Genomic DNA, 21834 nt, shown 5'->3' on the forward strand with positions numbered 1-21834 from the left:
AGACGGTCGTGACGATCTCTGGACGTACCAAGGTGCTGCTGCTCGCGGCGGTCGGGTTCGTGCTCGTCGTGGTGTACGCGCCGCTGGCCGTCGTACTCGTGAGCTCGTTCAATGCGGAGAGCACGTTCGGCTGGCCGCCGTCGAGCTTCACGACGAAGTGGTGGGAGTCGACGTGGCACAACGAGGGCGCGATGGAGGCCGTGCGTACGAGCGCGGAGGTGGGCCTGATGGCGACGGCGGTCGCGCTCGTCCTCGGCACGCTCGCGGCGTTCGCGCTGACCCGGTACGAGTTCTTCGGGCGTGAGTCGATCTCGCTGCTGGTGATCCTGCCGATCGCGTTGCCCGGCATCGTGACCGGGCTGGCGCTGAACAGCGCGTTCACCACGTTCCTGGGCGTCGGTCTGTCGGTCTGGACGGTGGTCCTCGCGCATTCGACGTTCTGCATCGTCGTGGTGTTCAACAACGTCAGCGCACGGCTGCGTCAGCTCGGCGGCAACGTCGAGGAGGCGTCGATGGACCTCGGTGCGTCGCGGTGGACGACGTTCCGGCTGTTGATCTTCCCGTTGCTGCGGGGCGGCCTGCTCGCGGGCGGGCTGTTGGCGTTCGCGCTCAGTTTCGACGAGATCATCGTGACCCGCTTCACCGCCGACGCAGACACGATGACGCTGCCACTGTGGATCCTGAACAACCTGTTCCGTCCGAACCAGACGCCCGTCATCAACGTGGTGGGTAGTGTCCTGATCATCGCCTCGATCATCCCGATCTACCTGTCGCAGAAGCTCTCCGGGACCTCGACCGGCGGGCGGATGTGACACCGTCCGAAAACCCGCACAATCGCAAGGGAACTGAACATGGCCGAGCAAGTCTTCAGCAACTTCATCGACGGCGCCGTCGTGCCGGCCGCAGACGGCGCCACGTACGACGTCGTCGATCCGACCTCGGGAAAGGTCTACGCACAGGCGCCGCTCTCGCGGGCGGAGGACGTCGACCGGGCCGTACGGGCGGCCGAGCGGGCGTTCGGGACCTGGCGTGACACGACTCCCGCGCAGCGGCAGCAGGCGCTGCTCAAGCTGACGGCCGCGGTCGAGGAGCATGCCGACGAGATCGTGGCGGTCGAGAGCAAGGACACGGGCAAGCCACTCGGCCTCACCGCGAGTGAGGAGATCCCGCAGGTCATCGACGCGCTTACCTTCTTCGCCGGCGCGGCGCGCGTACTCGAGGGTCGGTCGGCCGGCGAGTACATGGCCGGCCACACGTCGATGGTCCGGCGCGAGCCGATCGGCGTCGTCGGTCAGGTGACGCCGTGGAACTACCCGCTGCTGATGGGAATCTGGAAGATCGCACCGGCGCTCGCGGCCGGCAACGCGATCGTACTCAAGCCGAGTGACACGACACCGGCCTCGACGTCGTTGCTGGCCCGGCTGGCGGCCGACATCTTCCCGCCCGGCGTGTTCAACGTGATCTGTGGTGACCGCGACACCGGCCGCGCCCTGGTCGCGCACGACGTACCGCAGATGGTGTCGATCACGGGTTCGGTACGCGCGGGCCGCGAGGTCGCCAAGTCGGCCGCCGACGGTCTCAAGAAGCCGCATCTCGAGCTCGGCGGCAAGGCGCCCGTCGTGGTGTTCGACGACGCCGACGTCGAGGCGGCGGCCGCCGCGATCGCCGAGGCCGGCTACTTCAATGCCGGTCAGGACTGCACGGCCGCAACCCGCGTCCTCGCCGGCCCGCGCGTACACGCGGACTTCGTCGCGGCCCTGGCCGAGCACGCGAAGGCCGCGAAGACCGGTATGCCCGACGACGAGGACGTACTCTTCGGACCGGTCAACAACGCCGCGCAGCTCGAGCGGGTGAGCGGGTTCGTCGACCGGTTGCCCGACCACGCCACCGTCGCCGCGGGTGGCGATCGTCCCGGCGGTGAGCTGTCGGACGGCTACTTCTACAACGCGACCGTGCTCGACGACCTGCGTCAGGGCGACGATGCGATCCAGCAGGAGATCTTCGGCCCGGTCATCACCGTGCAGGAGTTCACCGACGAGGACGAGGCGGTGCGTTGGGCCAACGGGGTCGAGTACGGGCTCGCGTCCTCGGTCTGGACCAAGGACCACGGTCGCGCGATGCGGATGGCCAAGCGGCTCGACTTCGGCTGTGTGTGGATCAACACGCACATCCCGCTGGTGGCCGAGATGCCGCACGGCGGGTTCAAGCACTCGGGCTACGGCAAGGATCTGTCGATGTACGGCCTCGAGGACTACACCCGCATCAAGCACGTGATGAGCAACATCGAAGCCTGACCCACGGTGAGGAGAGAATCGCGGCCCGGTGAGGAGAGAATCGCGGCCCGGTGAGGAGAGAATCGCGGCCCGGTGAGGAGAGAATCGCGGCCCTGCGTGGGCACGGATCCTCTCGTCACCGGGCACGGATCCTCTCGTCACCGGGCACGGATCCTCTCGTCACCGTTCGGGGGGCGTCGGGCATGCTGCTCGAGCTCGCGGATCGCGTCGGCGACCGGGCCGGGAGCGTCCTCGTGCAGATAGTGCCCCCCGTCGACGACCCGAACGTCGAGCTCGGCCTGCCGGGGGTGCACGCCGAGGACCGCGGCCGGCCTGACGACAGGGTCGCGTGTTCCCGCGAGGAGGATGGTCGGTCGGGTCAGCGTCCGGCGGCGGTACCGGTTGAGGGCGAGCGGCAGGATGTCGCCGAAGATGAACGCGCGATGGAGCTTCTCGCCCGCTCGTGCGCGGTCCGGGCGGCGCATCAGCTCGGCGTTCTCACGCAGGACGACCGGATCGGCCGTTCGCCCTCGCCCGAGGAGATATCTGGTGAAGGCGGGAACGCGCCGCAACACGGTCCGGCCGATGAACGGCAGCTCGAGCGCGGCCGTGTACCAGTATCGCCAGGCGCTGGGCACGAGCCGGCGGTGCAACGGCCACGGGTGCTGCACGTTGAGCGTCACGACGCCGGTGACCCGGGCAGGTGAGCGCATCGCCAACCAGAGGGCGGCCCATCCGCCCCACTCGTGTCCGCACACGAGCACCTCGGGCAGGTCGAGGTGCTCCAGGACAGCCTCGAGGTCGTTCACCCGGGTACGGGTGTCGTACCCGCGTCGCGGCGCGTCCGAGCAGCCGAATCCGCGTAGGTCCGGCATGATCACGCGATGGTCGCGTGCCAGCAGTGTCGCTACGTCTCGCCAGGCGTACCAGTTCTGTGGGAAGCCGTGCACGAGCATCACCGGCGGACCACTTCCCAGCTCGGCGACATGCAACCGCACACCGTCGATGTCGACCCAGCGATGCTCGGCACCCGGAAGTCTCTGCATCGCGGTCGTCCGTTCGGAATCATGATAGACAGGCACCGAACTAAACTAGCCGAAGGTGGAGAAGATGGTCAAGCCCCGAACTAATCCGTTGGCTGCACGGCCTATCCCACTCGGGAACCTGCTCTCCGCGGCAACCCGGACGCTGGTCGCGCGGCTCGACTCCGGGCTCGCCGACGCGGGGTTCGACGACCTCCGCGCGGCACACGCTCCGGTGTTGCAGGCGATCGACGGCGAGGGGTCACGGATGACCGACCTCGCCGATCGAGCGGCCATGACGAAGCAGGCGATGCGCGAGCTCGTCGTCCATCTGCAGGAGCGGGGCTATGTGGAGGTCGTACGACACCCCGAGGACGGACGCGCGAAGCTGGTGATGCTCACCGGGCGCGGGTGGCGAGCGATCGACGCGGGCGTCGGCATCATCGACACCTTCGACGGGTGGCTCGACGGGGCCATCGGTCAGGGTGAGGTGCAGAAGCTGCGCGTGACGCTGCAACGCATCATCGACCATCACGCTGAGGAGAGGATCCCGGCCCGCTGAGGAGAGGATCCCGGCCCGGCGAGGAGAGAATCCCGGCCCGCTGAGGAGAGAATCCCGGCCCGGCGAGGAGAGGAGCCCGGCCCGGCGATCGGACCCGGATCCTCTCCTCACCGGGCCAAAACTCTCTCCTCAGCGTTGGGGGAGGGCGTTCTGGATCGCGGCGGCGAGGTCGCCGACTTGGGCATCGGTCATCACGAACGCGGGTGACAGCTGGATCGCACCGCCGCCCAGCGGGCGAGCGGAGACTCCCTCGCCGCGCAGGCGAGTCGCGACCGCACCGATCTGGCCCGCATCGACGAGTTGGACGGCCGCGACGGCGCCGACCCCGCTGCGTACCTCCTCGACGGACGGGTGATCAGCAAGCGGCGCGAGCACCTCGTGCAGCGTCCGCTCGAGGCGGGCGGCGTCCTCGACCAGGCCTTCGCTCTCGATGATGTCGAGGTTGGCCATCGCGGCCGCCGCCGACCCGGCATGACCGCCGTACGTGTAGCCGTGGCGCCACCAAACGCCGGCATCGGGGCGGAAGAACGGCTCGCTCACCCGCGGTGCGACGAACAGTGCCCCCATCGGCAGGTAGCCGGACGTGAGCCCCTTGGCGGTCGTCATCAGATCGGGCTCGAGCTCGAAGCGGGAGGAGGCGAACCACGACCCGCCGATGCGTCCGAAGCCGGTGATGACCTCGTCGGCGACGAACAAGATGTCGTGCTCTCGGCAGATCTGGCGTACCTCTGCGAGGTAGCCGTCGGGCGGCGGGAAGATCCCGCCGGCGCCGATGACCGGCTCGCAGAAGAACGCGGCGATCCGGTCGGCGCCGATCCGTTCGATCGCCTCGAGCAGTGCCTTGCCGGAGTCCCAGCCGATCGAGACGGCGTCGTCCATCAGCCGGCCGTAGTCTGCGTGGTTCACGGGAATGCCGGCGAGCGCCGTACCGCCGACGTGCATCCCGTGGTACGCCTTCTCGCGCCCCAGCACGATGCGCTTGTCGGGCCTGCCGAGCTCATGCCAGTATCGGCGGGCGAGCTTGACCGCACTGTCTATCGAGTCGGAGCCGCCCGAGGTGAAGAACACCTTGCTTCCCGGCACGGGCGCGATGGTGGCGAGTCGCTCGGCGAGCTCGACGGTCGTGTCGACGGTATTGTCGCCGAAGGTGGAGTACGCCGCGATCGTGCGAAGTTGCTCCGCAACGGCATCGGCGATCTCCGTACGCCCGTGCCCGACGTTCGCGAACCAGAGGCCGGCGGTCGCGTCGAGGTAGCGCGTGCCTTCGGTGTCCCAGATGTACGCGCCCTCGCCGCGCGCGATGACGAACTCGCCGTCTCGTTCGATCGCCCCCATGTCGGCGAACCCATGCCACAACGCACCCATCGGACCAGTCCTCCTGCTCATCGAAGTCGACGCGGCACACGATATGCCACGCGCTCAGACGAGCCCCGCGTCGTGTACGAGGATCGCGATCTGCACCCGGTTCGTGGCGTCGAGTTTGGTGAACAACCGAGAGATGTGCGCCTTGACCGTCGCGACGCTCATGTGCAGCCCGGTTGCGATCTCGGCGTTGCTCAGCCCACGACCGACCGCAAGCGCCACCTCGAGCTCGCGCTCACTCAGCGCCGACAGCAGCGACTCGCGGGCGGCGTCGGCCTCGTTCGGCGTCTCGTCGGCGATCCGCCGCATCAGGCGAGCCGTCACCTTCGGCGACAACATCGGTTCGCCCTCGTGCACCTTGTGCACGGCATCGACGATCGTCGGCGGCGGGGTGTCCTTGAGCAGGAACCCGCTTGCACCCGCACGAAGTGCGCGGGAGACGTCGTCGTCGGCGTCGAACGTGGTCAATACGATGACCTTCGGTGGCGACGGCTGCTGCTCGATCAGCGCGGTCGCCTCCAGGCCGTCCATGCGCGGCATCCGAATGTCCATCAGTACGACGTCCGGCCGGTGTTCGGCGACGAGCTTCATGCACTCGCGACCGTCGCCGGCCTCCGCGACGACCTCGATGTCGGCCGCGCCGCCGAGGATCATCACCAGGCCGGCGCGTACGAGGGCGTCGTCGTCGACGATGAGCACCTTGATCATGGGGGACACGGTAGCCACGCCCGTACCTCGAACTCACCGTGGCCGTTGATCCGATGCCGCAGCGAGCCGCCGGTCAGCTCGGCGCGCTCGGTGAGCCCGATCAGCCCGAGTCCCGCGCCCGGCGTCGTACCGTCGCGGCCGACCCGCAGCGGATTGCGAATGTCTACCCGGATGCCCGTGTCGTCACGGCTCACCGAGAGCGTGACCTTGGCGTCCGGAGCGTGCTTACGGGCATTCGTGAGACCCTCCTGCACGATCCGGTAGACCGTGCGCCCGGTCGCATCCGGCACCGAGGTGCGTTCGTCCAGACCATTCTCGAAGTCGAGGTTCATCCCGTAGTCGAGCGCGTCCGCCACGAGCTCGGGGACGTCGCCGATCGTCGGTTGCGGGCGGTTCTTCGCGTCTTCGGCATCCTGCCCGCGCAGCACGCCGAGGACGCCGCGCAGCTCGGTGAGCGCCTCGTGCGCGTTGGTCTGGATGACCTCGGCACTACGCGCGATCTCTTCGCGGCCGAGATCGGTGCGGTACGACAGTGCGCCGGCGTGCATCGTGACCAGGGAGATGCGATGCGCCAGTACGTCATGCATCTCGCGGGCGATCCGCGCCCGCTCGTTCGTACGCGCCTGCGCGACGCGTAGCTCCTGCTCCTGCTCGGCCCGGGTCGCGCGCTCGCGCAATGTCCACAGCAGCTCGCGCCGCGAGCCGACGTACATACCGATGGCGACGAGCGCGATCGTGAACACCACGTTGGTCGTGAACGACACCCATGCGGGTTCCGGGCCGCCGACCTGCGTCGGCGCGAGTGCGGTGAAGCTCGCCGAGGCGACGAGGCCGACGATGCTGACCGAGATGATCTGCCCCCAGCGCCGCTGCGTCGCGACCGAGACGGTGGCGAGGCAGGACGCACCGGCCGACGCGCCCGACACGACCATGAAGGCGTTCAGAACGAGCGCGATCGTCAGCGGCCAGCGTCGCCGCAGCTGCATGAGGCCGAGACTCGCGATGCCGAGGAGGAGGTCGGTCCAGAAGAGTGCTCGGTTCTCGTCCCACTCCGGCTTCGCATACACCGACCACGCCAGTGCGCTGATCAGCACCACGAGCGCAATACGCCAGAGGTGCGACCACCAACGCAACCGAGGCTGGTACTCGGGGCCGGCGGACGTCATATCCCCAGCCTATGGCCGTCCGTCGGGCACAACCACGTCTGTGGGGTCAGGGTCACTCATACTTTGGTCTATTCGGAATCATCCGCCGGACCGATGCGGTCGACCGCCCGGGTCCAGCAGGATATTGGTCATGATCACGGTTGAAGGTCTATCGAAGAACTACGGAGAGTTCCGAGCGGTCGATGACGTTTCGTTCGTCTGCAAGCCCGGCTCGGTGACGGGGTTCCTCGGTCCGAACGGCGCCGGCAAGTCGACCACGATGCGCATCATGGTCGGTCTCACGCCGCCGACGCACGGGCACGCAACCGTCGGGGGAGTCGACTACCACGACATTCCGAATCCCGGCACCAAGGTTGGCGTACTGCTCGATGCCTCGGCTCAGCATGCCGGACGCACGGGCCGCGAGATCCTCACGCTCGGCGCGATGACGATGGGGCTGCCGAAGAGCCGCGTCGACGAGATGCTCGAGCTGGTAAGTCTGTCCGACAAGGAGTCGCGTCGCCGGCTCCGCAACTACTCGCTCGGCATGCGCCAGCGACTCGGCATCGCACATGCACTGATGGGTGACCCCGAGGTGCTGATCCTCGACGAGCCGGCGAACGGCCTCGACCCGGCCGGCATCCACTGGATGCGCGGGCTGCTGCGTGACTACGCGAACCGCGGCGGCACGGTACTGCTGTCCTCGCACCTGCTGCACGAGGTCGAGGTGATCGCCGACGAGCTGATCCTGATCGGCAACGGCCGCATCGTCGCTCAGGGTACGAAGTCCGAGCTGCTCCAGACGGCGGGTACGTTCGTCCGCGCGATCGAGCCGGACGCGCTCGCCGCCGCGCTGAGTCAGGCCGGCATCCACGCGACGCCGTCGGGTGACGCGGGGATGCGTACCGATGCCGAGCCCGCCGAGGTCGGCAAGGTGGCCGCGGGTGCCGGTGTGGCACTCCAAGAACTACGTCCCGCCGACGGCGCCGGGCTCGAGGAGATGTTCCTCCAGCTCACCGCCGACAGCCAACGCGAAGGAGCAGAGGCATGAGCGCCGCAACGGTGGAGAACACCGCGCCGATGAAGGCGGGCAACAGGATTCCGCTGACGCGGCTGATCTCGGTCGAGCTCCGCAAGTCGTACGACACGCTCGCGGGTCGATGGCTGCTGATAGCGATCGGCGCGATCACCGCAACCGCTGTGCTGATCTTCTTCCTCACTGCCGACTCGTCCGATCGTACGTACGGGAACTTCGCCGGCGTCACGGCCTCACCGCAGGCGATTCTGCTGCCGGTTCTCGGCGTGTTGCTGATCACCAGCGAGTGGTCGCAGCGAACCGCCCTGGTGACGTTCACGCTCGCTCCCAACCGCGGTCGGGTGCTGATCTCGAAGATCGTTGCGGCGCTGATCCTCGGTGTCGCCGCGGTGCTGATCGCGAACGTGTTCGCATCGATCTTCACGGTCATCGGCGGCGCCAGCGACCCCTGGGGAAGCGGCTCGGAGGTACTCGAGTACGGCTTCGCGAAGTTCGGGCTGTTCCAGTTGATCCAGATCATGTGGGGCGTCGGCTTCGGCCTGCTGCTGCTCAACTCCGCCGCCGCCATCGTGGCGTTCTTCGCGGTGCCGATGGTGATCTCGATCGTCAGCGATCTGTGGAGCGCGATGGAAGACATCGGCCCGTGGGTGGATCTCGGCACCTCTTCGCAGATGCTGTTCGACTCCGACGGCATGTCGTCGGCCGAGTGGCAGCACCTGGTGGTCGGAGTGCTGATCTGGTTGGGCATCCCGATCGTCATCGGCACCATGCGGCTGTTTCGCAGTGAGGTGAAGTAGCCGTCACGAGCTGGGGGATACGAAGGTCCGGGCCGGTCGGGGGACTGCCCGGGCCTTCGCATGTCCGGAGCCCCCGTGAGCCGCACGCTCCTGTGCGACGCGCCCGCGTGTCTCCACCAGAACGTGCGCCTCACGGGGCAGGGCGCGTACTGAGAGACTTGGGGCATGCATACACGGCGTGACGTGATCGTCCTCGGCTCGACCGGATCCGTCGGTACCCAAGCGCTCGAGCTCGTCGCCGCGAACCCCGACCGGTTCCGGATCGTCGGACTTGCAGCCGGCGGAGGCAACCCGGACCTGCTCGCGCGGCAGGTGATCGACGCGGGGGTGCCGGTCGTCGCGGTCGCGCGCACGTCGGCCGTCCAGGACGTCCAGCTCGCGCTGTACGCCGAGGCGCAGCGGCGCGGCTGGTCATCGGGTGACTATGCGCTCCCACGGATCCTCGCCGGGCCCGATGCCGCGGCCGATCTCGCGCGGGAGAGCTGCGACGTCCTCCTCAACGCGATCACCGGATCGGTCGGCCTGCTGCCGACGATCGCGGCGCTGGAGGCAGGTACGACGCTCGCACTCGCCAACAAGGAGTCGCTCATCGTCGGCGGCCCGATCGTGACCGGCCTCGCCAAGCCCGGACAGATCGTGCCGGTCGACTCCGAGCACAGCGCGATCGCGCAGTGTCTGCGCGCCGGCCGCGCCGAGGAGGTACGCCGGCTGGTGCTCACCGCGAGCGGCGGCCCGTTCCGCGGGCGTACGCGCGACGAGCTCGAGACCGTCACGGTCGAGCAGGCCATGCAGCATCCGAACTTCGCGATGGGGCCCGTCATCACGATCAACTCGGCGACACTCGTCAACAAGGGCCTCGAGCTGATCGAGGCGCAGCTGTTGTTCGATGTGCCGATCGAGCGGGTCGACGTCGTGGTGCATCCGCAGCAGCAGATCCACTCGATGGTCGAGTTCGTCGACGGCTCGACGATCGCGCAGGCGTCGCCTCCGACGATGGCGATCCCGATCGCGCTCGGCATGGGCTGGCCCGACCGCGTCGTCGACGCGGGGGAGTCCTGCGACTGGACCCGCGCGAGCACCTGGGAGTTCTTTCCGCTCGACGACGAGGCGTTCCCCGCGGTACGCCTTGCCCGGACCGCGGCCGCGCACGGACGTACCGCCCCGGCCGTCTACAACGCCGCCAACGAGGTGTGCGTCGACGCGTTCGTGGCCGGTGAGATCGCGTTCCCGGCGATCGCCGACACGGTCGCGTCGGTGCTGGGCGAACACATTGCGGCCGACCGCGTACCCTCGGAAGTGGCCCGGTTGAACGTCGAGGACGTGCTGTCTGCCGATGCGTGGGCCCGTGAACGTGCGACCAGGACCGTAACGGAGAGTCGATGATCGTGGGAGAGTGCCCGTGGAGGGACTGATCTACGCCTTGGGCGTGGTGATCTTCATCGTCGGCGTGATCGTGTCGATCGCTCTGCACGAGGTCGGTCACATGCTGCCGGCGAAGAAGTTCGGCATCAAGGTCACACAGTACTTCGTCGGCTTCGGCAAGACGGTCTGGTCGGTACGCCGCGGCGAGACCGAGTACGGGTTCAAGGCGATCCCGCTCGGCGGCTTCGTCAAGATGGTCGGCATGCTTCCGCCGCATCAGGGCGACGACCCGACCACGGTGCGCAAGACCAACACCGGAATGTTCACGCAGCTCATCTCCGACGCACGCAGCAGCGAGTACGAGCACGTCGGTCCGGACGACGAGGATCGGCTGTTCTACCGCAAGCCGTGGTGGCAGAAGCTGATCGTGATGTCGGGTGGACCCCTCGTCAACATCGGCATCGCGCTCGTCCTCTTCACGATCGCGTTCACGCTGATCGGTGCGCAGAAGCCGACGACGACGGTCAACTCCGTCTCCGCCTGCGCGATCCCTGCCGACCGTGACGTGCAGACGTGCCAGCCGGGCGACCCGAAGACGCCGGCCAACGAGGCCGGGCTGGAGCCGGGCGACCAGGTCGTGTCGTTCGACGGCACGGCGGTCACCGACTGGGACCAGCTCACCGAGCTGATCCGCGACAACGGTGGCGACAAGGCCAGCATCGTCATCGACCGCGGTGGCGAGCAGCGCACCAAGTCGGTCGAGACGATCGTCGAGGTGCGGCCGTCGCTTGACGAGCCCGAGCAGTACGAGGAGGTCGGCTTCCTCGGTATCTCGCCGACCACGGAGTACGAGCGGCAGGACCTCGGTTTCGTACTCTCCACGATGGGCGACTACACGAAGGCGACCGGCGAGGCGATCCTGCACCTGCCGCAGAAGATGGTCGAGGTCGCCGATGCGGCGTTCGGCGGTGAGCGCAAGGACGACAGCCCGATGAGCGTCGTCGGTGCGGGCCGGGTCGCTGGTGAGATGGTCACTGTCGACGACACCACGTGGACCGACCGCGCGTTCCGGCTGATCACCCTCATCGCGGCGGTCAACCTGTTCATCGCACTGTTCAACTTCATCCCGCTGCTGCCGCTCGACGGCGGCCATATCGCCGGTGCGCTGTACGAGGCGTTGCGCCGTGGGTTCGCCAAGGTCATCCGCAAACCGGACCCGGGGTACGTCGACGTGGCGAAGATGCTGCCCGTCGCGTACGTCGTCGGAGCACTGCTTCTCGTGATGGGCGTACTGCTCATTTACGCCGATATCGTCAACCCGGTCACCCTCACCTAGGAGGCGTCGTATGTCGTCAGTCGATCTGGGCCTTCCCAGCTCGCCGCCACCGACGCTGGCGAAGCGTCGCCCGTCCCGCAAGATCCGGGTCGGCAAGGTCGAGGTCGGCGGGGATGCGCCGGTCTCCGTGCAGTCGATGACGACGACCGTCACGGCCGACGTCAACTCGACGCTGCAGCAGATCGCCGAGCTCACCGCCGCGGGCTGCGACATCGTACGCGTCGCGTGTCCGAGCCCGGACGACGCCGAGGCGCTGCCGGCGATCGCGCAGAAGTCGCAGATCCCGGTGATCGCCGACATCCACTTCCAACCCAAGTACGTGTACGCCGCGATCGACGCGGGCTGTGCGGCCGTACGCGTCAACCCCGGCAATATCCGCAAGTTCGACGACCAGGTCAAGCAGATCGCGCAGGCCGCGAAGGACGCGGGCGTCTCGCTGCGGATCGGCGTCAACGCCGGGTCGCTCGACAAGCGGCTGCTGGAGAAGTACGGCAAGGCGACGCCCGAGGCGCTGGTCGAGTCGGCCGTGTGGGAGGCGTCGCTGTTCGAGGAGCACGACTTCCACGACTTCAAGATCTCCGTCAAGCACAACGACCCGGTCGTGATGGTGCAGGCGTACGAGATGCTCGCCGAGCGCGGCGACTGGCCGCTGCACCTGGGTGTGACGGAGGCGGGCCCGGCCTTCCAGGGCACCATCAAGTCGGCGGTCGCGTTCGGCTCGCTGCTCTCGCGCGGCATCGGCGACACCATCCGGGTCTCGCTGTCGGCGCCGCCGGTCGAGGAGATCAAGGTCGGCACGCAGATCCTGCAGTCGCTGAACCTCCGGCCCCGCAAGCTGGAGATCGTCTCGTGCCCGTCGTGCGGTCGCGCGCAGGTCGACGTCTACAAGCTCGCCGACGAGGTGACCGCCGGGCTCGAGGGCATGGAGGTGCCGCTGCGGGTCGCCGTCATGGGCTGCGTCGTCAACGGCCCGGGCGAGGCCCGGGAGGCGGATCTCGGTGTCGCGTCCGGCAACGGCAAGGGGCAGATCTTCGTCAAGGGCGAGGTGATCAAGACCGTCCCGGAGAGCCAGATCGTCGAGACGCTGATCGACGAGGCGATGCGCATCGCCGAGGAGATGGAGCCGGTCGAGGGCGGTTCCCCGGCCGTCACGGTCAGCTGAGCGCGTACTGCCCCGGGGTGGGATGTTTACCATGTAAACATGGTAAACATTCGCCTTGCATGGAGAATTCGCCATGCAAGGCGCACCTTTACCATGTAAACATGGTAAAGGTCGGGCGGCTGTGGCAGGATCGGCGGGATGACCGTCGAGCTGAGAACGATGTCCGAGGCCGAGTTCGCCGCCTATCGCGACTACGCGATCGCCGAGTACGCGAAGGACAACGTCCGCGCCGGCACGATGCTCTCCGCCGAGGCACCCGAGGCCGCGAAGCGCCAGTTCGAGGAGTTGCTGCCCGACGGGGCGGCTACCGAGGGCAATCACCTGTTGCTGGCAGAGCACGACGGTGAGCGGGTCGGCATCCTGTGGCTGCAGATCCGCGCGCCGAAGGCGTTCGTGTACGACATCGAGGTCGACGAGCCCGGTCGAGGCCGCGGTCACGGTCGGGCCATCATGCTGGCGGGTCAGGCGTTCGCCCACGAACGCGGCGCCGCCTCGATCGGTCTGCACGTGTTCGCCGATAATTCGGCGGCGGTGCGCCTGTACGAGATGCTCGGTTACGACGTCGTCAGCCAGAAGATGTCGAGGACCCTGCCATGACCGCGTACACGATCCGGGAGGCGACGCGCGACGATGCGCAGGCCCTGCACGAGCTGGGCGCCGCGGTCACGATCCCGACGTACGCACCGATCGCGGGCGAGGAGTACGCGCGCTTCGTCATGGAGACCTGGTGGCGCACCGACTACATCGCGGAGTCGATGGGGCGTACGACGCACTACCTCGCCGAGCGCGACCACGAGATTCTCGGTACGGCGGTCGTCGGCGACCTCGACGGCGAGCCGGTGCTGTGGAAGCTGTACGTGCTGCCGTCCGAACACGGTAGCGGCATCGGCTCCGCCCTCCTCGAGACGGCTATCGGGGGTCTGCCGGACGACGTCGACCGCCTGCTGCTGTCCTACCTCGACGGCAACGAACACGCGGCGGCGTTCTACCGCGCGAAGGGATTCACCTACGTACGCAGCGCGTCGGACGCGGGCGGCGTCACCAACCACTGGATGGGCCTCGCGCTCCCGCGTACCTGAAGCGTGGCGCACTCGGTAGGCTCGGGTCCCATGCGTGTCCTGGTCTCCGGCGGAGCCGGCTACATCGGCTCCCACACCGTCCTGTCCCTTATCGATGCGGGCCACGACGTGATCGTGGTCGACGACTTCTCCAACAGCAAGCCGACCGTGGTCGCCCGTCTCGAAGCGCTCTCCGGCCGCCACATCCCCGTGCATGCGTTCGATCTCACCGATGCCGACAAGACAGAGCACCTGTTCTCGACCGAGGAGATCGACGCCGTCGTCCACTTCGCCGGCCTCAAGGCGGTCGGCGAGAGCGTGGAGAAGCCGCTGGCGTACTACTCCAACAACCTCGACTCGACGTTCTCGCTCGTCCGCGCGATGCAACGGCACGGCGTCGACAAGCTCGTCTTCTCCTCCAGCGCCACCGTGTACGGCACCGACCAGGCCGGTGCCACCGAGGACCGTCCCACCTTCGCCACCAACCCGTACGGCTGGACCAAGGTGATGCAGGAGCAGATCCTGACCGACATCGCGACCGCCGATCCGTCGCTGCGGTTCGCGCTGCTGCGCTACTTCAACCCCGTCGGCGCGCATCCGTCCGGGACGATCGGTGAGGATCCACAGGGCATACCGAACAACCTGATGCCGTTCATCGCCCAGGTCGCGGTCGGCAAGCGCGACAAGCTGAGCGTCTTCGGCGACGACTACGACACCCCCGACGGCACCGGTCAGCGCGACTACATCCACGTCGAGGACCTCGCCGCCGGCCACGTCGCCGCGCTGGAGGAGCTGACCCGCACCGAGAAGCCGGTCAACGTATGGAACCTCGGCTCCGGTCGGCCCACCAGCGTGCTCGAGCTGTTGCACGCGTTCGAGAAGGCGGTGGGTCACCCGCTGCCGTACGAGGTCGTCGAGCGCCGTGCCGGTGACGTCGCCACCTCGTACGCCGACCCGTCGAAGGCGAACGCCGAGCTCGGCTGGGCGACGACGAAGAGCGTCGACGACATGTGCGTCGACGTGTGGCGCTGGCAGTCGCAGAATCCCAACGGCTATCCATCCTGATCGGGAGATCTTGAAGGGGCGCGGTCGGTTGTGCGTACCGTGGAACGAACCCACCCTTCGAAGCTGGGGGAATGATGCCTGAGCGCGCCGACCGCATCGCGCGCATCGTGATCGATCGATACGGTACGACGTTCGCCGCCGAGTCGGGCATCACGTTGCGCGACAAGCCGTCTCCGCTGTGGCGACTGCTCGTCCTGACCGTGTTGCTGTCCGCCCGGATCGACGCAACCCTCGCCGTACGCTCGGCGCGCGAGCTGTCCCGCGCCGGCTGGCGTACGCCCCAGCGGATGCTCGAGACCACCTGGCAGGAACGCGTCGATGCCCTCGGTCGCGGCGGCTACCGCCGGTACGACGAGCGCACCTCGACCCGGCTCGCGGAGCTCGCCACGGACGTACGTGACGAGTGGGGCAGCGACCTTCGGCGGCTCCACGATCACGGTGGCGACGACGCCGAACGCCTGGCGAACCTGCTGCAGCGGTTCAAGGGGGTCGGGCCGACGGGCGCCACGATCTTTCTGCGCGAGGTACAGGCCGTCTGGCCGGGCCTCGTACCGTATGCCGACCCGATCGCCGCGGACGGTGCCGAGCGGCTCGGCCTCCCGCGCGACCCGGTCGCCCTGCGCGGCGTCGCGAACGACGACGAGTTCGGCCGGCTCGTGGCCGGTTGCGTACGTGCCGCCCGGTCGGATGCGATCGTCGACGACGTCACCGCAGCGGCGCACGGCGTCGCGCGCCGGTCCGGCCGGGCGGGATAGGCTTCCGGCACAGACACGACGTCACGAGCGCGGGAGGCATGGCATGCTCGGGACCACCTCCGGAGTGCGCACGCTCGGCCCCGACGATCTGCCGGCCCTGCGCGCGCTCGTGCACGAGGACCCGATCGTCAACCTGTTCGTCGAACACCGCATCGAGGCGACGCAGCTGCAACCGCGCTGGCTCGGCGGTGAGATCTGGGGCTTCCACCGGCACGGTCGCCTGGTATCGGCGTGCCACGTCGCCGCCAACTTCGTCGCGGTTCAGGCGACCGACGAGGCGCTCGACGCGTTCGGCCGTCACGCCGAGACGCTCGGTCGCACCTCGTCGTCGATCGTCGGCCTACAGCACGACGTCGTAGCACTCTGGCAGGCACTCGAACCGTCGTGGGGTCCGGCGCGGTCACTACGGATGGACCAGCCGTTCCTGGTCGCCGACCGTGCCCCGGACGTCGCCCCCGACCCCCGCGTACGCCGCGTGCTGATCGACGAGCTCGAGGTGCTCTACCCCGCGAGTGTCGCGATGTTCACCGAGGAGGTCGGCGAGTCGCCCGAGCTGCATGGCCGGCACTCGTACCGCGCACGGGTTGCGCAGCTGATCAGCCGGGGGTGGGCGTTCGCGATCATCGAGGACGGCGCGGTGCTGTTCAAGGCCGAGGTCGGTGCTGCGACGTCGTACGGGTGCCAGGTGCAGGGCGTCTACGTGCACCCCGACCTGCGCGGTCAAGGGCTCGCGTCGCGGGCGATGGCCAGCGTCGTACGGCTCGCCCGGCGTGACATCGCCCCCGCGGTGTCGCTGTACGTCAACCATCACAATGTCGCCGCACGCAAGGCGTACGAGCGCTCGGGCTTCAGCCAGCGTGAGACGTTCGCGTCCATCCTCTTCTGACGCACCGCCCAGTCGTCGGCTCGGCGGCGCAGGAGCGACGGCTCGGCGTACTCCGAACGCGCGCTCGCGGCCGTGCCGTGGATCATCCACGGCATACGCAGGCGCGACTACTGTGTCGCCCCTCTCGATCGTCATCGAAACCTGCACAAGCCGTACGACCTGGTGTGGCCGACGCACCGGTGACGTCGCGGCGCGCTACCGATACGCTCTGCGGTCATGCTCACCGCTCGGGGGATCACGGTGCTTGCCCCCGCACTCGCCACGCTGGCCGCCTCAGCGCTGGTGCTCTCCGCCTGTACCGGCTCCGACGATCCGCCCGAGAGTGAGTCGACACCGGACGCCGGTGGCACGGCGGCCGCCGAGTCGATCACGATCGCGATGTCCGGCGACGTGTTGGTGCACAACACCGTCTGGGCGTCCGCGCAGAGCGACGCCGCGGCAGAGGGCAAGCCGGGGTTCGACTTCGCACCGATGTTCGCCTCGATGCGACCGGTGATCGGCGGTGCCGACCTTGCGATCTGCCACCTGGAGACACCGGTCGCTCCGGCGAGCGGGCCGTTCGAGAACTACCCGGTGTTCTCGGTCCCGCCGCAGGTGCTGAGCGGGTTGAAGCAGACCGGGTACGACCTCTGTACGACGGCCTCGAACCACAGCGTCGACAAGGGGTTCGAGGGCATCGCGCGAACCATCGACGCGTTCCGGCGCAACGACCTGCCGTGGTCCGGTACGGCGAAGAACGCCGCCGAGTCCCGGCGTACGCCGCTCATCGACGCGAACGGAGTCCAGGTCGCGGTGCTCAGCTACACCTTCGGCACCAACGGCATGCCGGTCGAGAAGCCGTGGTCGGTCAACCTGATCGACACCGACGAGATCGTCGCCGACGCCGCGAAGGCCAAGGACGACGGCGCCGACCTGGTGATGGTCGCTCTGCACGACGGCAAGGAGTACGACGAGGCGCCGACCGAGCACCAGCGCGAGGTCGTCGACGAGATCACGCAGTCGCCCGACATCGACCTGGTGTACGGCCATCACGCACACACCTCCCAGCCGTTCGACGTCGTGAACGGCACGTGGGTCGCGTACGGCCTGGGCAACTTCATCGCCCAGCAGGAGCTGACCCTGCCGGAGACGTATCGAGGTACGACGGCAGAGTTCACCTTCGCCGAGAGCGACGACGGCTGGTCGGTCACCGCGGCGCGCTTCGTACCGACGCAGATCACGATGCCGGGCGAGTACGCCGACACGATGCGGGTGCTCGACGCGAGGGCCGCGCTCGCCGACGCGGAAACGCCGGAGTCACTCAAACCGAAGCTGCGTGAGACGATCGCCGCGGTCAGCGAGGTGTCGTTCGCCCTCGGGGCCCGCAGGGATGGTCTTCGGATGGTGTCGCATTGAGGGAGTGGTCATGGACCGTGACGTGAAGGTACTCGCGCTGCTGCTCGCGGGCATGGGCGCACTGCACTTCGCGCGCCCCGAGCCGTTCGAGCGCATCGTGCCGGCACCGTTGCCGTACAAGCGCGAGTTGGTGTACGCGTCCGGCCTCGCCGAGCTGGCCTGCGCCGCGACTCTCGCCAACCCGCGTACGCGCCGGCTGGGTGGTTGGGCGACCGCAGCGCTGATGGTGGGCGTCTTTCCGGCGAACCTGCAGATGTGCGCATCCGTTGTCCGCAGCGAGAAGGCTCCGCTCTGGTACAAGGCCGGCACGATCGCTCGGCTCCCGCTGCAGGTGCCGTTGGTCAAAACTGCGATGAAAGCGGCCCGCACCGCGCGATAGGCTGAGCCGCGGGCTTCACCAACACGACCTAGCACCGCACATCCACCCGATCCTGCAGGAGTCATCAGTGGTCACTCGCATGTCGAGCCTGTTCGTACGCACGCTGCGCGACGACCCGGCGGACGCCGAGGTGCCGAGCCACAAGCTGCTCGTCCGCGCCGGCTACATCCGCCGCGCCGCGCCGGGTATCTACTCCTGGCTGCCGCTCGGTTACACCGTGCTGCGCAACGTCGAGCGGGTCGTACGCGAGGAGATGAATGCGATCGGCGCGCAGGAGGTGCATTTTCCGGCGCTGCTGCCGAAGGAGCCGTACGAGGCGTCGAACCGCTGGGCGGAGTACGGCGACAACATCTTCCGGTTGAAGGACCGCAAGGACGCCGACTACCTGCTCGCGCCGACCCATGAGGAGGTGTTCACCCTCATGGTCAAGGACCTGTACTCGTCGTACAAGGACCTCCCGGTGTGGCTGTACCAGATCCAGACGAAGTACCGCGACGAGCCGCGCCCCCGCGCAGGCATCCTGCGCGGGCGCGAGTTCGTGATGAAGGACTCCTACTCCTTCGACGTCTGCGACGACGACTTCCTGAAGTCCTACCAGGCGCACCGCGACGCCTACATCAAGATCTTCGACCGGCTCGGGCTCGACTACGTGATCGTCTCGGCGCTGTCGGGCGCGATGGGCGGCTCGGCGAGCGAGGAGTTCCTGGCGACCTCCGAGACCGGCGAAGACACCTACGTACGCTGCACGAGCTGCGACTACGCGGCCAACGTCGAAGCAGTGCACGTGCCGGTGCCCGATCCGCTTCCGTACGACGATGCGCCGGCCGCGCATGCCGAAGTCACCCCGGACACGCCGACGATCGACACCCTCGTCGACCATCTGAACGAGCGGTTCCCGCGCGATGACCGTCCGTGGCACGCGAGCGACACCCTGAAGAACGTCATCGTCACCGTCGTACATCCCGAGGGCAGCCGCGAGCCGCTCGCGATCGGTGTACCGGGCGATCGTGAAGTCGACCTGAAACGCCTCGGGGGAGTGCTCGAGCCGGATGAGGTCGAGGCGTTCACCGAGGCCGACTTCGCGGCGAACCAGAGCCTGGCCAAGGGATACATCGGTCCGGGCGTGCTCGGCAGTGAGAACGCAAGCGGTATCCGCTACCTGCTCGATCCCCGGGTCGTCGACGGCACCCGCTGGGTCACCGGCGCCGACAAACCGGGCAGCCATGTGATCGACCTGGTCGCGGGCCGCGACTTCACCGCCGACGGCACCATCGAGGCCGCCGAGGTACGCGCGGGCGACGTCTGCCCCAACTGCGGCTCGGCGCTCGAGGCGGCGCGTGGCATCGAGATGGGTCACATCTTCCAGCTGGGTCGCAAGTACGCCGACGCGCTCGGCCTGCAGGTGCTGGACGAGAACGGCAAGCTCGTCACGGTCACGATGGGCTCGTACGGCGTCGGGGTTTCGCGAGCGGTCGCGGCCATCATCGAGAACTCCCACGACGACAGCGGCATCATCTGGCCGCGAGAGATCGCACCGGCCCACGTCCACCTGGTGGCGGCCGGCAAGGACGACGCCGTGTTCGCCGCGGCGGATGAGCTCGCGGGCGACCTCGAGGCGGCCGGAACGACCGTGCTGTACGACGACCGGCGCAAGGTGTCGCCCGGGGTGAAGTTCGCCGACGCCGAGCTGATCGGCATCCCCACAATCGTCGTGGTCGGGCGCGGCCTGGCCGACGGCGTCGTGGAGGTGAAGGACCGCCGATCCGGGGAGCGTGTGAACGTCCCGCTGGCGGACGCCGTCGCCCACCTGTCGGCGTAGCCTGTCGGCGTAGGCCCGCTGAGCCGCACGATTCCGCCCCCATCCGCGCGTTTCTGGGGCCGAAAGGTGCGCCTCACGGGGCGTCCGCCATCAGGTGTGGATCGCATCCATTCGGGCGCGCAGGAACCGCGCCTGTTCGTCGTCGACCGCGACCGCGAGCGCCCGCTCGTACGCTGCAGCTGCCTCTGCCGGGTGATTCAGATCGGCGAGCAGCGCACCACGCGCGGCCTGCAGGTACGGGTAGTCGCGGAGCGCCGGCGCGGACTGCAGCGCATCGAGCTCCTCGAGCGCAGCCGCGGGACCCTCGACGTACGAGCGGGCGATCGCGCGGTTGAGGAGGACGACCGGTGTGGGCCAGCGCTCGCACAGGCGGTCGTACAGGCTGATGACCGCCGACCAGTCGGTCTCGGCAAGTGAGGGAGCCTGCGCGTGCAGGCCGGTGATGCCGGCCTGCAGCGCGAACCGGCCGGGCCCGCCTTCGGACGCGACTCCGGCGGTCAGCGCCTCGGTCGCGAGGCGCAGCCCGGCGCGTACGCCGTCGACGTCCCATTTGGTGCGGTCCTGCTCGCCGAGCAGCCGTTCGCCGTCCGGACCGACGCGGGATCCGGCCCGCGCCGCGTTGAGCACGATCAGCGCCAGCAGCCCGCGCGGTTCGGGATCGTCGGGGACCTCGTCGACGAGTGAGCGGGCGAGGATCCACGCCCGCTCGGTCAGGTCGTCGCCTTCGCCGAGTCGCTCGCGTTCGTGTGCCGTCGTCGCGACCAGATGGATCACCTCGAGTGCGCCCGCCATCCGCTCGGGCAGCTCGTCGGGCTCTGGCAGCCGGTACGGCGCCCCGGCGCGGGCGATCTTGTGCTTGGCGCGGGTGATCCGGGCGGCCGCGGTCGGTCTGCGCACGAGCAGCGCCCGGGCTATCGAGTCGGTCGAGACCCCACACACGAGGCGCAGCGTCAACGCCGCCTGGCTGGTGCGGTCGAGGGCCGGGTGGCAGCAGAGGAGGACCAGACGCAACAGGTCGGGGCCGTCGTCGGTTGGCGCGTCGGTGACCAAGCGGGGAAGCGCGCGCCGCTCGACCGCCGCGTGCCGATGGGTGTCGAGGGCGAGTCGGTTGGCGACCCGGACGAGCCAGCCGACCGGGTTGTCGGGTGGGTCGTCGCCCCAGGTCTCGAGCGCTCGCTCGTACGCGCGCTGGGCGCAGTCCTCCGCGAGATCGAGGTCGCCTGCTGTGCGTACGCTCGCGGCGACCACCCGCCCCCACTGCTCACGATGGAGGCGGGCGATCAGCTCGTGGTCGGTCACGCCTCCGAGTGGTCCACGACGGGGCGGATCTCGACCGCGGGCTCCGGGCAGATCTTCGCCAGGGCGATCGCCTGGTCGAGGTCGTCGGCCTCGATCAGGTAGAAGCCACCGAACGCCTCCTTGCTCTCCATGAACGGCCCGTCGCTCACGAGGGGCGCATCGCCGGTGCGTACGGTCGTCGCCGTCGCGGCGAGCCGCAGCTCCTCGCCACCGACGATCTTCGCGCCGGCGGCCTCGACAGCGGCGGCGAACTCCGTGTGCAGCCGCATCCCCTCGGCGTACTCTGCCTCGGTCGCATTGGCCCACTTCGCCTCGTCGCCGAACAACGCGAACATGTATTTCTGTGCCACTGGTGCCTCCAGGTGTGCGGCCCGCTCGGTGCGCGGGCGTTTCCATGATGACGTTCGGAGTCG

22 protein-coding genes are annotated in these 21834 nt (G+C 68.5%); 16 read left to right on the plus strand and 6 right to left on the minus strand.

Going from position 1 to position 21834, the window contains the following annotated elements; genetic code table 11:
- Positions 1–8 precede the first annotated feature (8 nt).
- Both L0C25_RS18280 and L0C25_RS18285 read left to right on the plus strand, forming a co-directional pair.
- Positions 9–812, plus strand: a complete 804-nt coding sequence (locus L0C25_RS18280; RefSeq protein ID WP_271633166.1) for an ABC transporter permease — start codon at positions 9–11, stop codon at positions 810–812.
- 39 nt (positions 813–851) lie between these two features.
- Complete coding sequence (locus tag L0C25_RS18285) at positions 852–2294, plus strand: aminobutyraldehyde dehydrogenase (protein ID WP_271633167.1); 1443 nt, start codon at positions 852–854, stop codon at positions 2292–2294.
- A 137-nt stretch (positions 2295–2431) separates the two neighbouring features.
- Here the strand turns inward: L0C25_RS18285 and L0C25_RS18290 are convergent, their stop codons facing one another.
- A complete protein-coding gene (locus L0C25_RS18290) occupies positions 2432–3319 on the minus strand; it encodes an alpha/beta fold hydrolase (RefSeq protein WP_271633168.1) in 888 nt (295 codons plus the stop codon).
- Between the two features lie 88 nt (positions 3320–3407).
- On the opposite strand from L0C25_RS18290, the gene L0C25_RS18295 reads away from it, so the two are divergent.
- The gene (locus L0C25_RS18295) at positions 3408–3857 is read left to right on the plus strand and encodes a MarR family winged helix-turn-helix transcriptional regulator (RefSeq protein WP_271633169.1); all 450 of its coding nucleotides are present in this window, start codon (positions 3408–3410) and stop codon (positions 3855–3857) included.
- Between the two features lie 129 nt (positions 3858–3986).
- Here L0C25_RS18295 and L0C25_RS18300 read toward each other — a convergent pair whose 3' ends face one another.
- Genes L0C25_RS18300 through L0C25_RS18310 form a run of 3 tightly spaced genes read right to left on the minus strand, consistent with a single transcriptional unit; the run spans position 3987 to position 7093 of the window.
- The gene (locus L0C25_RS18300; RefSeq protein ID WP_271633170.1) at positions 3987–5222 is read right to left on the minus strand and encodes an aminotransferase family protein; all 1236 of its coding nucleotides are present in this window, start codon (positions 5220–5222) and stop codon (positions 3987–3989) included.
- Between the two features lie 54 nt (positions 5223–5276).
- Positions 5277–5927 carry a response regulator transcription factor gene (locus L0C25_RS18305; protein ID WP_271633172.1) on the minus strand — a complete coding sequence of 217 codons (651 nt, stop codon included), beginning with the start codon at positions 5925–5927 and terminating at the stop codon, positions 5277–5279.
- Positions 5924–7093, minus strand: a complete 1170-nt coding sequence (locus L0C25_RS18310) for a sensor histidine kinase (RefSeq protein WP_271633173.1) — start codon at positions 7091–7093, stop codon at positions 5924–5926. The genes L0C25_RS18305 and L0C25_RS18310 overlap by 4 nt, the downstream gene beginning before the upstream one ends.
- Positions 7094–7223: 130 nt before the next feature.
- On the opposite strand from L0C25_RS18310, the gene L0C25_RS18315 reads away from it, so the two are divergent.
- The 13 genes from L0C25_RS18315 (at position 7224) to L0C25_RS18375 (ending at position 20122) form a co-directional block, all read left to right on the plus strand.
- Complete coding sequence (locus tag L0C25_RS18315; protein WP_271633174.1) at positions 7224–8123, plus strand: ABC transporter ATP-binding protein; 900 nt, start codon at positions 7224–7226, stop codon at positions 8121–8123.
- Positions 8120–8905 (plus strand): hypothetical protein, encoded by a 786-nt coding sequence (locus L0C25_RS18320; RefSeq protein WP_271633175.1) that lies wholly within the window; start codon positions 8120–8122, stop codon positions 8903–8905. Before L0C25_RS18315 ends, L0C25_RS18320 begins: the two co-directional genes overlap by 4 nt.
- 165 nt (positions 8906–9070) lie before the next feature.
- Entirely contained in the window at positions 9071–10288 is a 1218-nt protein-coding gene (dxr, locus tag L0C25_RS18325; RefSeq protein ID WP_271633177.1) for a 1-deoxy-D-xylulose-5-phosphate reductoisomerase, read from the plus strand.
- Between the two features lie 16 nt (positions 10289–10304).
- Positions 10305–11603 (plus strand): M50 family metallopeptidase, encoded by a 1299-nt coding sequence (locus L0C25_RS18330; protein ID WP_271633178.1) that lies wholly within the window; start codon positions 10305–10307, stop codon positions 11601–11603.
- A gap of 10 nt (positions 11604–11613) precedes the next feature.
- Positions 11614–12765, plus strand: coding sequence for a flavodoxin-dependent (E)-4-hydroxy-3-methylbut-2-enyl-diphosphate synthase (ispG, locus tag L0C25_RS18335; protein ID WP_271633180.1), 1152 nt, complete (start codon positions 11614–11616; stop codon positions 12763–12765).
- A gap of 138 nt (positions 12766–12903) precedes the next feature.
- Entirely contained in the window at positions 12904–13362 is a 459-nt protein-coding gene (locus tag L0C25_RS18340; RefSeq protein ID WP_271633182.1) for a GNAT family N-acetyltransferase, read from the plus strand.
- Positions 13359–13844 (plus strand): GNAT family N-acetyltransferase, encoded by a 486-nt coding sequence (locus L0C25_RS18345; protein ID WP_271633183.1) that lies wholly within the window; start codon positions 13359–13361, stop codon positions 13842–13844. Before L0C25_RS18340 ends, L0C25_RS18345 begins: the two co-directional genes overlap by 4 nt.
- A 30-nt stretch (positions 13845–13874) precedes the next feature.
- Positions 13875–14888, plus strand: a complete 1014-nt coding sequence (gene galE, locus L0C25_RS18350) for a UDP-glucose 4-epimerase GalE (protein ID WP_271633185.1) — start codon at positions 13875–13877, stop codon at positions 14886–14888.
- Between the two features lie 71 nt (positions 14889–14959).
- The gene (locus L0C25_RS18355) at positions 14960–15643 is read left to right on the plus strand and encodes an endonuclease (protein WP_271633187.1); all 684 of its coding nucleotides are present in this window, start codon (positions 14960–14962) and stop codon (positions 15641–15643) included.
- A gap of 43 nt (positions 15644–15686) precedes the next feature.
- Complete coding sequence (locus L0C25_RS18360) at positions 15687–16529, plus strand: GNAT family N-acetyltransferase (RefSeq protein WP_271633188.1); 843 nt, start codon at positions 15687–15689, stop codon at positions 16527–16529.
- Between the two features lie 216 nt (positions 16530–16745).
- Positions 16746–17924, plus strand: a complete 1179-nt coding sequence (locus L0C25_RS18365; RefSeq protein WP_271633190.1) for a CapA family protein — start codon at positions 16746–16748, stop codon at positions 17922–17924.
- Between the two features lie 10 nt (positions 17925–17934).
- Positions 17935–18303, plus strand: a complete 369-nt coding sequence (locus L0C25_RS18370) for a DoxX family protein (protein WP_271633191.1) — start codon at positions 17935–17937, stop codon at positions 18301–18303.
- 67 nt (positions 18304–18370) lie between these two features.
- Positions 18371–20122, plus strand: a complete 1752-nt coding sequence (locus tag L0C25_RS18375; RefSeq protein ID WP_271633192.1) for a proline--tRNA ligase — start codon at positions 18371–18373, stop codon at positions 20120–20122.
- A gap of 90 nt (positions 20123–20212) precedes the next feature.
- Here the strand turns inward: L0C25_RS18375 and L0C25_RS18380 are convergent, their stop codons facing one another.
- Positions 20213–21421: an RNA polymerase sigma factor gene (locus tag L0C25_RS18380; RefSeq protein WP_271633193.1), complete on the minus strand. Its 1209-nt coding sequence runs from the start codon at positions 21419–21421 to the stop codon at positions 20213–20215.
- Positions 21418–21771: a YciI family protein gene (locus tag L0C25_RS18385; protein WP_271633194.1), complete on the minus strand. Its 354-nt coding sequence runs from the start codon at positions 21769–21771 to the stop codon at positions 21418–21420. The genes L0C25_RS18380 and L0C25_RS18385 overlap by 4 nt, the downstream gene beginning before the upstream one ends.
- Positions 21772–21834 lie beyond the last annotated feature (63 nt).

Origin of the sequence: Solicola gregarius, from assembly GCF_025790165.1 — a bacterium.
In the GTDB taxonomy this organism is placed as follows: Bacteria; Actinomycetota; Actinomycetes; order Propionibacteriales; family Nocardioidaceae; genus Solicola; species Solicola gregarius.